Source organism: Streptomyces hydrogenans (genome assembly GCF_014656075.1).
Classification (GTDB): domain Bacteria; phylum Actinomycetota; class Actinomycetes; order Streptomycetales; family Streptomycetaceae; genus Streptomyces; species Streptomyces hydrogenans.
Window position 1 is genome coordinate 19357 of the sequence record NZ_BNBS01000048.1, and the last position, 12105, is coordinate 31461.

Below are 12105 nucleotides of genomic sequence, written 5' to 3' on the forward strand. Positions count from 1 at the left end.
GATTCCGTTTGCAGTAGCAGGATTGCATGCAATTCGATGCAGGCGCACAATCAATGCGCTTCTTCCCTCGCATGAGTGACATGTTCTGCCCTTCGGTTCACGTGGACCGTCGCACCGACCGGCGTGGCGGCGCCCAGGGCGTCCACGGCCCAGGCGGCCAGGGTGCGGCGGCAGACCTTCCCGGTGGGCCCGAGCGGCATCCGGTCGAGCACCAGCAGGTACTCGGGGAACTTCCGCCGCTCCAGCCCGCGGGTCCGGAGGTGCGCGGTCACGGCCTCCAGGGTCGGGCGGGGCGCCCCGGGGGCCGGACGCACGCACGCGCAGAGCCGCTCCCCGAACTCCTCGTCCTGCACGGGCACGCACACCGCCTCGGCGATCCGCGGGTCGGTGCCCAGCTCGTGCTCCACCTCGGCGGGGCTGAGGGTGAGACCGCCCCTGATCACCACGTTCCTGAGCCGGCCGAGCACCCGCAGCCGCCCGTCCGCGTCGAGCGCCCCGAGGTCGCCGGAGCGGACCCAGCCGGCGGACGTGCGGTACCGGGCGTCGAGTTCGGGCGCGCCCACGTAGCACAGCGGCGTCATGGGCCCCCTGGCCTGGATCTCCCCGGGCTCGCCGGGGTCCGCCGGGGTGCCGTCCGGGCGGACGATCCGGATGGCGGCCACGGCCGGGTCCGGGGTGCCCGCGGTCTCTCCCGAGGGTTCCGCCGTATGGCAGTTGACGCCGTCCGAGGAGCCGTAGACGGTGACGACCGGTACGCCGAAGCGCTCCCGGCAGGCGGTCGCGGTCGAGGCGGGCAGCGCGGCGCCGCTGGAGACCAGGGCCCTCAGGCAGCTGGTGTCCTCCCCCGGCCGGCGGGGGAGGTCGGCCATCCGCCGCAGCATGGTCGGCACCCCGAAGACATGGGTGGGCCGGTGGTCGGCGATCGCCCGGAGCGCCTCGCGGGCGTCGAACCGCTCGCGCACGACGAGGGTCGCGCCGAGCGCGGCGAGCGCGACCGGGACGCCCAGCGAGCCGTACGAGGAGGCCAGCGGCACGAGGACGAGGAAGCGGGGCGGGGCTGCGGGGAACCCGGCCAGCGCCCGGACGTACGCGGCCCGGCCCCCGGCCATCGCCTGGTGGCTGTAGGCGACCATCTTCGGCTCGGTCTCGGAGCCGGAGGAGACGAGGAGCCGCGCCGGCGCGGTGGCCCCGGCGGGCGGCTCCGCCGGCCGGAACGCCCCGCCGGGCACGGCGCGGTCGAGCCGGCGCACTCCGGGAGGCGGGGTCGGGAGGGTGGTGAACACGGCGCGCAGCAAAGGAAGTTCGGCCGCCGCCGCGAGGTCCTCGGGGTCGGCGAGGACGGCTCCGCCCGCCCTGGACCGGGTGAGCAGCGTCCGGGTGTCCCTGACCCCTCCGCCGAGCGGGTAGGGCAGCGCGACCGCGCCGAGGGCGTAGACGGCCAGTTCCGCCACGACGGCCGCCCGACCGTTGGGCAGCCGGAGGGCGATCACGTCGCGGGCGCCGAGCCCCGCCTCCGCGAACAGGCCCGCGACGCGCAGCACTTCGGCGTGCAGCTCGCCGTAGGGGAGGGTGCCCCGGTCGTCCACCAGCGCCTCGCGGTCCGGGGAGGCCAGGGCGTGGTGCCGGAAGAGGGTGAAGAGGTCGGCGTCCGGGCAGAGCCCCAGGGCCTCCCACGCCTCGCGGTCGGCGCGCGGGACCCGGTCGGGCAGCTCCAGTCCGTTCCGGGAGCGCCAGGGGGCCTCCCGGACGGTGTACGTCGCGGTCATCGTTCTGCCTTCGCGTCGGACGGGGCGGCCCGCGCGCAGGGCGGACTCGCCCGGGGCGGGCGGGGTGGTGACGAGGCGTCACGGGGTGGACGTTCGCCCGCACGCGGAGGCGTGCGGGCGCGGCGACCGGGCGCGGCGGACCCGCCGCGTCACCTGGGGTCGTCAGCGCGGGAGGGCGGCCGCGGGGGCCGGTCCGCCGGGTATGGGCCGTCGGCCCGGGGCGAGCGCCCGCGCGGGGGCGGCAGGGGTACGCGGGACGTCGTCGCGCGGGCTCCGGCGGCGCGTCACGCGGGGGTCTCCTCGGTGAACGTCCAGGGCGCGGCCGGGCGGGCGTACGGGACGTGCGCGTCGGGCGGGAGGACCGCCCGGGCGAAGGCCGGGTCGGCGGCGAGGGCGGCCAGGTCGGTGCGGACGGCGACGGACGGCAGTCCCGCCGCCCGCAGTTCGGCCAGCCAGGCGTCGGTCGTCCGGCTCCGCAGCCGCTCCCCCACCGCGTCGGTCTCGTGGGCGCCGACGGTCCGGGCGACCTCCCCGGGCCTGGACCGGGCCTCGGCCCCCAGACAGAGCAGCCCGTCGGCGGTGGGCAGCGGGCGGTCGAGCGGGGCGAGGACGGTCCGCCGCCGCGCGCGGGGGACGAGGGCCGCCGCGGAGAGCAGCGAGGAGGAGGCGCGGCAGCCCCGGTTCACGCGCTCGCGGGCCAGGAGTCCGGCGAGGACGGCCTGTGCCAGGACCAGGCCGCCCAGGACGTCGGTGACGGTCATCAGGGAGGGCGCCGGGGGCTCGTCCGCGGGCCGCAGGGCGGCGGCGAGACCGCCGTGCACCTGGGCCAGGTAGTCGGTGCCGATCGGCGGGACCGGGCCGAGGGCGGTGCCGAAGCCGGAGGCGGAGGCGTACACCAGGCGGGGGTGGAGCGCGTGCAGCGCGTCGGCGTCCAGGCCGAGGGCCCGGTCCTTGCCGGGGGCCCAGTTGTGCAGGAAGACGTCGGCGCCGACGGCCAGTTCGACGACGGCGGCCCGCCCCCGGCGGGTGGTGAGGTCGGCCTCGACGACGGACTTGCCGTGGTTGAGGGCGGAGAACCGGACCGAGCAGCCTCCGGCGACCGGGGGCTGGGCGCGCTGGGGGTCGCCGCCGGGGGGTTCGACGCGGACGACCTCGGCGCCGAGCATCCGCAGGACGTGCCCGGCCATCGGGCCCTGCACGCGGCGGGCCGACTCGACGACCCGGACGCCGGCCAGTGGCCGTGACGCGTCCCCGGCGGGCGCGGTCCCGGTCACCCGCGCGGGGGGCGCGAGGGGGGCCGGGGCGACGGTCCAGGGGGCGAGGCCGGGCGGTGCCGTCGTCGCCTCCCCCACCGCGACGACCGACACGCCGTGGGCGGCGCCGGCGGCGCGCACGGCTTCCAGGGGGTGGTCCAGGACCGCGGCGTGGAGTTCCGGCGGCAGAAGGCAGACGGCGGTCCCGAAGCGGGACTGGAAGGGCAGCCAGCCGCGGCCGGCCGTGCGGGGCGGTACGGCTAATCGGCTCCAGAACCCGGCCCAGGCCGTGGGGTCGAGGGTCTCGATCTCGACGCGCGCGCCGTCGGCGGTGACGAGCGTCGCGAGCCCGGCGGCGGCGGGCGGCGCGGGGTCGTCGTCCGGGGCGGTGGCCGCGGCCAGGTACTGGGTGACCGTGAGGAGCGCGCCCTGGGCGAGGGAGGTGCCGGTGCGCACCGGGGGGCGGCCCTGGGCGCGGGCGAACAGGGCGGCCGTGACGCCCTGCGCGGCGAGCACGCCGGTCACCGTGGAGACGTAGTCCGCGGTGAGGGGCGCGGGACCGCCGCCGGCCCGGCCGTGGACGTGCATGACCCCGCAGGCGGCCTGCGCGGCGCGCTCGTCCCCGGCGTCGACGCCGACCGGTCCGGCTCCGCCGACGGTCCACGAGGGCTGGTCCGCGGCACCGCCGGGCAGGCCGTCGAGGGTGCGGCCGAGCAGCTCCCGGGCGACGGACCGGGCGGTGCCGGCGGGCGCGGACGGCGCCCTGGTCCCGGCCTCCTCGGGCAGGCTCACGTCCGCCCACCGCCTTCGCCGTCTCGCCGCATCTCCGGCCCTCTCCCCGCTCGAAACGATCTTTTCCTCCGGGTGAGAACAGCGGGAGGACGGCCGGGGGCACGGGGCCGGGCCCGCTTCATCCGCAAGGACCAGCGTTCGCAAGGCTGTCCGGGGGTCTCCGGTGCCGGCGGCGGGGGCCATGGCGGTGGCCCGCATCACGCCGGCCGGAACTATGGTGTCCCACCACATACGACGGTGACCTGCGTGTTCCTACGGTGTGGCGACACGTAGACGTCCCCCGTACCTGCCTGGAAGTGGTGCACATGGCCGCCGCAAGAACCGCTCCGACATCCCCCGGATCCCTCAAGCGCATCGTCGCCGCCAGCCTGATCGGCACCACCATCGAGTGGTACGACTTCTTCCTCTACGGGTCCGCCGCCGCCCTCGTCTTCAACAAGCTGTTCTTCCCCGAGTCGGATCCGCTCGTCGGCACGCTGCTCTCCTTCCTCACCTACGCCGTCGGGTTCGCCGCCCGGCCGCTCGGCGCGCTGGTGTTCGGGCACTACGGGGACCGGCTCGGGCGGAAGAAGCTGCTGGTGCTGAGCCTGCTGCTGATGGGCGGGGCGACGTTCGCGATCGGCCTGCTGCCGACCCACGCGACGGTGGGGTCGGCCGCCCCGCTGCTGCTCACCGCGCTGCGGCTGGTGCAGGGCTTCGCCCTCGGCGGCGAGTGGGGCGGGGCGGTGCTGCTGGTCTCGGAGCACGGGGACGCGAAGCGGCGGGGCTTCTGGGCGTCGTGGCCGCAGACCGGCGCCCCGGCGGGCCAGCTGCTCGCCACCGGCGTGCTGTCGGCGCTGACCGCGCTGCTGTCCGAGTCGGCGTTCACCTCGTGGGGCTGGCGGATCCCGTTCCTGCTCTCCGGCGTGCTGGTGATGGTCGGCCTGTGGATCCGGCTCTCCGTCGACGAGTCGCCGGTCTTCAAGGCCGCGCTCGCCGCCGCCGAGGAGCGCAGGGCCACCGACGCCGCCGCCGAGAAGCCGCCGCTCGTCGCCGTCCTGCGCCACCACTGGAAGGACGTCCTCATCGCGATGGGCGCCCGCATGGCGGAGAACATCTCCTACTACGTGATCACCGCCTTCATCCTCGTCTACGCGACCACCTCCGTCGGCCTGTCCAAGCAGACCGCGCTCAACGCCGTGCTCGTCGGCTCCGCCGTGCACTTCGCCGTCATCCCGCTCTGGGGCGCCCTGTCCGACCGGATCGGCCGCCGCCCGGTGTACCTGATCGGCGCGGTCGGCGTCGGCGCCTGGATGTTCCCCTTCTTCGCCCTCATCGACCGGGGCTCCTTCGGCAGCCTGCTGCTCGCCGTCACCGTCGGCCTCGTCCTGCACGGCGCCATGTACGCCCCGCAGGCCGCGTTCTTCTCCGAGATGTTCGCGACCCGGATGCGGTACTCCGGTGCCTCCATCGGCGCCCAGTTCTCCTCCGTCGCCGCCGGCGCGCCCGCCCCGCTGATCGCGACCGCGCTCCTCGCCGACCACGGCAGCTCGACCCCGATCGCCCTGTACGTGATCGCCGCCGCGCTGCTCACGGTCGTCGCCCTCGGCTGCGCCCGGGAGACCCGCGACACCGACCTGTCCGAGGCGGACGAGCCGAGCGCCGCGCCCGTCCGCGTCGGCGCCGACGCCTGAGTCGCACAGCGGCGGACCGAACCGGCCCCGCGCCCCCGGGAGGGGGCGCGGGGCCTTCGGCGTGCCGGCTCAGTCGCGGGAGACGGCCGAGGACAGGGCGTGCAGGCGGAGCGCCAGCTGGATCTCCAGGGCGCGGGCGGGCGACTGCCAGTCCGGGCCGAGGAGCCGGCCCACCCGCTCAAGCCGCTGGGCCACCGTGTTCACGTGCACATGCAGGTCGTCCTTGGTGCGGGCCGGGCTCATGCCGCTGGCGAAGTAGGCGTCCAGGGTGCGCACCAGGTCGGTGCCGCGGCGCCCGTCGTAGGCGACGACCTGGCCTATCGTGCGCTCCACGAAGCCGCCGATGTCCCGCCCGTCGGCGAGCAGGAGACCGAGGAAGCCGAGGTCCTCGGCGGCCGCGCCCTCCCCCGTACGGTGCAGCAGCCGCAGCGCGTCGAGGCAGCGGCGGGCCTCCTGGTACGCGCCGGCCACCTGGTCCGGGTGGTCGAGGGGCGCCCGCACGGGCGCGGAGGCGCCGACGGTGACGGGTTCGCGCAGGGCGCCGCCGAGGTGGCGGGCGGCCTGGCGGGCCAGTTCGGCGGCGTCCTCGCCCGGGCGCAGCGGCAGCAGGAGGACCGTGCCCCCGTCGCGGGCGGAGGCGAGGCCGCTGCGGGTGGCGGCGAGGTGGGAGGCGGCGGACCACAGGCGCTGCCGGTCGGCGCGCTCGCGGGCCTGCGGCTCGGTCCCGTCGGCGGGCCCGGCCCGGTCGATGCCGGCGGCGAGCACCACGTGCGGCGCGGCGCTGTCGGTACGGAGGCGGGCGGCGCGCTCGCGCAGCAGGCGCCGGTCCCGGTCGGGGGCGTCGAGGAGGTCGTCGAGCAGCTCGCCCCGCACCCGCTGTTCGGCCTCGCCGGCCGTGCGGCGGGCGAGCAGCAGCAGCGAGGTGACCAGCGCGGCCCGCTCCAGGGTGCGCAGGTCGACGGGGTCGAGGCCGGGGCGGCCGCGCAGGACGAGCGCGCCCAGGTGCTCACCGCCGGCGGAGACGGCGGCCACCCAGTCGTCGCCGTCCCGGACCGCGTGTCCGCCGGCCCGGCGGGCGGCGCCCGCGGTGGTCTCGGTGAACTCGACGGTGCCGCCGAGGACCTCGGAGACGGCCTCGGCCACGTCGTGGACGCCGCCGCCGCGCAGCACCAGCTCGGAGAGGCGGTCGTGGACCTCGGAGGCCCGCTCGATGACCGCGCTGTGCTCGCGGATGATGTCGTTGGCCCGCTCCAGCTCGGCGAGGGCGGAGCGGGTCTCGGCGAGCAGGTTGGCGGTGTCGATGGCGACGGCCGCGTGGGCGGCGAAGGAGCCGAGGAGGGCGACCTGCTCGCGCTCGAAGACCCGGGCCCGGCGGTCGGCGGCGAAGAGCACGCCGATGACCTGGCTGCCGAGGCTGAGCGGCACGCCGAGGATGGCGACCAGGCCCTCGTCGCGGACCGCCGTGTCGATGGTGCGGGTGTGCTGGAAGCGGGCGTCGTCGAAGTAGTCGTCGGTGACGTACGGCCGGGCGGTCTGGGCGACCAGTCCGCCGAGCCCCTCGCCCATGCCCAGCCTCAGCTGCTGGAAGCGGGCGGAGACGGAGCCCTCGGTGACCCGCATGTACGTGTCGCCGGCCGCGGGGTCGTTGAGGCTGAGGTAGGCGACCTCGGTGCCGAGGAGGGAGCGGGCGCGCTGGACGATGGCGCGCAGGACGGCGTCGAGGTCGCGGAGTCCCGCGAGGTCGTGGGCGGTGGCGAAGAGCGCGGACAGCTCGGCCTCGCGCCGCCGCCGGCCCTCCAGCTCGGCGCGCACCCGCAGCGCGAGCTGCTTGGCCTCCTCCAGCCCGGCCAGCGCCTCGGGACCCGCGCCGCTCGCGCGGGCGAGGAGCACGGGCCGGTCGTATGCCTCCGTGGCGGCTCCCCGGGCGAGGAGTTCCAGATAGGAGACGTGTTCGTGGGACATGGACACAGGGATACCTGCCGGAGGTGGGCCGGCACCACCCTGTGGACGACTTCCCGTGGACGACGCGTGCCCGAGGGGGCGAGTGCTCAGTGGGCCGTCCAGCCGCCGTCGAGGGTGAGGGAGGCGCCGGTGATGAAGGCGGCCTGCGGGGTGCAGAGGTAGGCGACGGCCTCGGCCACCTCCTCGGGTTCGACGAGGCGCTTGAGGGCGGAGTCCTTGAGCATGACCTCGGTGAGGACGCGGTCCTCGGGGATGCCGTGGGCGACGGCCTGGTCGGCGATCTGGCGCTCGACGAGCGGGGTGCGGACGTAGCCGGGGTTGACGCAGTTGGAGGTGACGCCGTGCGGGGCGCCTTCCAGGGCGGCGGTCTTGGAGAGCCCCTCCAGGCCGTGCTTGGCGGCGACGTACGCCGATTTGAAGGCGGAGGCGCGCAGCCCGTGGACCGAGGAGAGGTTGACGACGCGGCCCCAGCCCTGGGCGTACATGTGCGGCAGGGCGCCCCGGATCAGCCGGAAGGGGGCCTCCAGCATCACGGTGAGGACGGTGTGGAAGACCTCGGGCGGGAAGGACTCGATGGGGCGGACGAGCTGGAGGCCGGCGTTGTTGACGAGGATGTCGGCGCCGGTCGCGGCCTCCTCGGCGGCGTCGAGGTCGGTGAGGTCGAGGAGCCGGGGTTCGACGGCACCGGGGAGGCCGTCGGCCCGGGCGGTGAGCTCCTCCAGGCCCTCGGCGGCGCGGTCGACGGCTCTGACCCGGGCGCCGGCCTCGGCGAGCCGCAGCGCGCAGGCCCGGCCGATGCCGCCGGCCGAGCCGGTGACGAGCGCGGTGCGGCCGCGGAGGTCCAGGGCGAGGGCGGCCGGGCGAGGCGGCCCGGCTGGGGCGGGGCCGGCGGTACCGGCGGCGGTGAGGGGGGCGCTCATGCTCCGCACCCTACGAAGGGGCCGGGACGGCACCGATGTGCGTCCGGCCCACACTTCAGCCGTGGTCTGTGGTGCGGAACCATGTGGGTTCGTCGGCGAACGCCTTCTCGATCCGCTTGAGGGAGAAGCGCTTCATCTCGGGAAGGGCGTCCCTCTCGAACCAGCCGACGTCGATCGACTCGTCGTCGTTGACCCGGGCCTCGCCGCCGACGGCCCGGCAGGCGAAGGTCACGTCCATGAACTGGCAGATGTCGCCGTTGCCGTAGACGACCGGCTTGCGCAGCGTCTCCACCAGGAGGACCCGCTCGGCCACGCACACGACGCCGGTCTCCTCCTCGACCTCGCGGACCGCGCCGTCCGCGGGCTGCTCGCCGGGCTCGACGATGCCGCCGATCACGGACCAGGCGCCGTTGTCGGCACGGCGGCCCAGCAGGACCCTGCCCCGGTCGTCGAGGACGACGGCGCTGACCCCGGGCAGGAAGAGGAGCTGGTGCCCGGCGGTCTTGCGCAGTTCGCGGATGAAGTCAGGGGTTGCCATGCGACCGACCCTAGATCATCCTTCCGGTCGGGTCCCGGGGATCAGGACCGCGCGCGGCGGGCTCGTACGGCGCGGGCGGCGGCCCAGCCGAGCCCGCCGGCCGCGACGGCGGCGAGCAGGGCCTCGGGGAGGGTGCCGAGCCGGGTCGCGGGGGTCCGGGTGGAGCGCAGCGGGACCTCCTCGACCAGGTAGTCGGGGGTGAACATGGCGGTCCTGGAGACGATCTCGCCGTCGGGGCGGATGATCGCGCTGACGCCGCTGGTGACCGGGACGACGACGGAGCGGCTGTGCTCCACGGCCCGCACGCGGGACATGGCGAGCTGCTGGTAGGTCATCTCGCTGCGGCCGAAGGTGGCGTTGTTGCTGGGGACGGTGAGCAGCTGCGCCCCGTGGGTGACGGTGTCGCGGACGGCCCAGTCGAAGGCGGCCTCGTAGCAGGTGGCGAGGCCGACCTTGGTGCCGGCGAGGTCGAAGACGCCGACCTCGGTGCCGGGGCCGAAGTCGCGGGCCACCCGGTCCACGTTGCTGTTGAAGAGGCGGACGACCGAACGCATCGGGATGTACTCGCCGAAGGGCTGGACGTGCCGCTTGTCGTAGGTGGCGACGGGTCCGCGGCCGGGCTCCCACTGGATCAGGGTGTTGCGGAGCTTGCCGGTGGGCGGGGCGATCACGGCGCCGACGACGGTGGGGGCCTTGACGGCGTCGACGGCGCCCTCGATGACGGCGGCGGCGTCGGGGTTGGCGTAGGGGTCGATGTCGGAGGAGTTCTCCGGCCACAGGACGAAGTCGGGCTGGGGCTTCGTCCCGGCCTTCACCTCGGCGGCGAGTTCGCGGGTGCGGGCGGCGTGGTTGTCGAGGACCTGGCGGCGCTGCGAGTTGAAGTCGAGGCCGAGCCGGGGGACGTTGCCCTGGATCGCGGCGACGGTGGCGGTGCCGTCCTCGGGGGCGTCGCTGACCAGCGGCAGGGCGGCGACGGCGCCGGTGACCGGGACCAGGACGGAGAGCGCGGCGGCGGCGAGCGGGCCGCGCGGGACGGTGCCGGTGGCGCGGTGGAGGCGGAACACGCGGACCGCCTCGTAGAGGCCGAAGCCGCACAGGGCGACGGCGAAGCCGAGCACGGGGGTGCCGCCGACGGCGGCGAGCGGGAGGAAGACTCCGTCGGCCTGGCCGAAGGCGATCTTGCCCCAGGGGAAGCCGCCGAAGGGCACGCGCGCGCGTGCCGCCTCGCCGAGGATCCACACCCCGGCGGCGAAGACCGGCCACCAGGGCAGCCGGGAGACGGCGGCGATGCCGAGTCCGGCGGCGGCGACGAAGAGGGCCTCGATGGCGGCGAGGGCGAGCCAGGGCACCGGGCCGACCTCTTCGCCGGTCCAGACGAGGAGCGGCAGGAGGAAGCCGAGCCCGGCGAGGTACCCGAGGCCGAAGCCGGCCCGGAGGCGGCGGCCGTACAGGCTCCAGCCGAGGAGCGCGAAGGCGGGCAGCGCGAGCCACCACAGGGGCCGCGGCGGGAAGCTCAGGTAGAGCAGGACGCCGGAGAGCAGGGCGGCTCCGGGGCGGACGAACCGCGCGGCCCGGGCGAAGCGGCGCGGCCGGTCGTCGGTCGCGGACGCGTCGTCGGCGGCTCCGGCCGCCTCGGGGGTGATGGTGGTGCTCACCTTGCGGAGTGTACGGGGCGTGCCTGTTGACGCCCGGCCCGGCAGGGGCCGGGCGCGGGCGCCGCGGCCTGCCTTCCGGGGCCGTGCCACCCGTACGCGCGCGTGCCGGTCAGGCGCCGGTGGGGGTCTGGGGCGGGGCGGGTCGGCGGAGGTGGCCGCGGATGGAGGCGACCGCTCCTTCCGCGCCGTCGACGGTGACGGTGAAGCTCCGCCCGTCGGCGAGGCGCACCACCAGGCCCTCGCCCCGGCGGACGACGACGGCGGTGCCGCCGTCGGGGCGCCAGCGGTAGCCCCAGCCGCCCCAGTGGCGCGGGGTGACGCGGGGGGCGTAGTCGGCGTCGACGACCTCGGTGAGCGGGATGGTGCGGCGCGGGAGGCCGATGTGGCCGCAGCGGACCTCCATGGCCCGGTCGTCGACGCGGACCTCGACGTGGACGAAGGCGAGTGTGCCGAAGAGGACGAGGAGTCCGACGGCGACGCAGCCGAAGACGGCCATGACGAGGGCGGTGATGCCGGAGGTCCAGGGGGACTCGACGGCGAGGGTGATCCCGAGCGCCATGAAGGCGGCGCCGGCCGCGGCCGCGATCCACTGGAAGCGGTTGGTCGCGCGGCCGGTCCAGACGGCGGGACGGAGCCCGCGGGTGGCGTCCTGCCGGGATTCCTTCCTCATATGGGGAATATTACCCGGCTATGTCCGGTTAAGCGCACCGGAACGGAGCGGTTCGGTCACGCGGAGTGACGGGTCAGAGCGTGGGGGCCGGGGCGGCGGCCAGCAGCCGGCCGTCGGCGTAGGCGAGGGCGGCGGCCGGAAGGGGGCCGGGGCGTCCGCTCAGCAGCACCGAGAGGGTGCCGGTCGGGGCCGCGGCGGGGTCCGGTCCCGCGCCGACGCGGCGCAGGGCCTGGGCGGCGACGGCGCCGGCGGAGCCGTGGAAGACGAGGGGCGGCAGCCCGGGGCGGCGACGGGGGGTCAGGGCGGCGAGGATCCGGTCCTCGACGAGTTCGTAGTGGGTGCAGCCGAGGACGAGGGCGCGGACGTCGGGCGGGGTGAGCGCGGCGGCGGCGGTGACGGCCCGGTCGATCGCCTCGGGGTCGGCGTGCTCGACGGCGTCGGCGAGTCCGGGGCAGGGGACCTCGGTGACCTCGGCGCCCGCGGCGAACTCGCGGATGAGTCCGCGCTGGTACGGGCTGCCGGTGGTGGCGGGGGTCGCCCAGATGGCGACCTTGCCGCCGGCCGCGGCGGCCGGCTTGATCGCGGGGACGGTGCCGATGACCGGGACGGCCGGTTCGAGGGCGGCGCGCAGGGCGGGGAGCGCGTGGACGGAGGCGGTGTTGCAGGCCACGATCAGCGCGTCCGGCCCCTGGTCGGCCGCGGCCCGGGCGACGGCGAGGGCGCGCCCGGTGAGGTCCTCGGGGGTGCGCGGTCCCCACGGCATGCCGTCGGGGTCGTTGGAGAGCAGCAACTCGGCGTCCGGGCGGAGCCGGCGTACCGCGGCGGCCGCCGCGAGGAGGCCGATTCCGGAGTCCATGAGCGCGATCTTCACCCGGT

At 76.3% G+C, this 12105-nt stretch carries 9 protein-coding genes; 1 reads left to right on the plus strand and 8 read right to left on the minus strand.

Features of this window, described 5'->3' with window-relative positions; all coding sequences use genetic code 11:
• Positions 1-50: 50 nt before the first annotated feature.
• Positions 51-1766, minus strand: a complete 1716-nt coding sequence (locus IE321_RS20910) for a class I adenylate-forming enzyme family protein (RefSeq protein WP_190224086.1) — start codon at positions 1764-1766, stop codon at positions 51-53.
• 284 nt (positions 1767-2050) lie between these two features.
• Positions 2051-3811: a CoA transferase gene (locus IE321_RS42880; protein WP_268257415.1), complete on the minus strand. Its 1761-nt coding sequence runs from the start codon at positions 3809-3811 to the stop codon at positions 2051-2053.
• Between the two features lie 305 nt (positions 3812-4116).
• On the opposite strand from IE321_RS42880, the gene IE321_RS20920 reads away from it, so the two are divergent.
• Positions 4117-5484, plus strand: a complete 1368-nt coding sequence (locus tag IE321_RS20920; protein WP_190224087.1) for an MFS transporter — start codon at positions 4117-4119, stop codon at positions 5482-5484.
• Positions 5485-5553: 69 nt separating this feature from the next.
• Here the strand turns inward: IE321_RS20920 and IE321_RS20925 are convergent, their stop codons facing one another.
• From IE321_RS20925 to IE321_RS20950, 6 genes are all read right to left on the minus strand, one after another.
• Entirely contained in the window at positions 5554-7446 is a 1893-nt protein-coding gene (locus tag IE321_RS20925; protein ID WP_190224088.1) for a helix-turn-helix domain-containing protein, read from the minus strand.
• Between the two features lie 86 nt (positions 7447-7532).
• Positions 7533-8366: a 3-hydroxybutyrate dehydrogenase gene (locus IE321_RS20930; RefSeq protein ID WP_190224089.1), complete on the minus strand. Its 834-nt coding sequence runs from the start codon at positions 8364-8366 to the stop codon at positions 7533-7535.
• A gap of 55 nt (positions 8367-8421) precedes the next feature.
• Entirely contained in the window at positions 8422-8904 is a 483-nt protein-coding gene (locus IE321_RS20935) for an NUDIX hydrolase (protein WP_190224090.1), read from the minus strand.
• A 41-nt stretch (positions 8905-8945) separates the two neighbouring features.
• Positions 8946-10559 (minus strand): apolipoprotein N-acyltransferase, encoded by a 1614-nt coding sequence (gene lnt / locus IE321_RS20940; protein WP_190224091.1) that lies wholly within the window; start codon positions 10557-10559, stop codon positions 8946-8948.
• A 109-nt stretch (positions 10560-10668) separates the two neighbouring features.
• Positions 10669-11229, minus strand: coding sequence for a PH domain-containing protein (locus IE321_RS20945; protein WP_190224092.1), 561 nt, complete (start codon positions 11227-11229; stop codon positions 10669-10671).
• Positions 11230-11302: 73 nt separating this feature from the next.
• Complete coding sequence (locus IE321_RS20950; RefSeq protein ID WP_190224093.1) at positions 11303-12100, minus strand: glutamate racemase; 798 nt, start codon at positions 12098-12100, stop codon at positions 11303-11305.
• Positions 12101-12105: the final 5 nt, after the last annotated feature.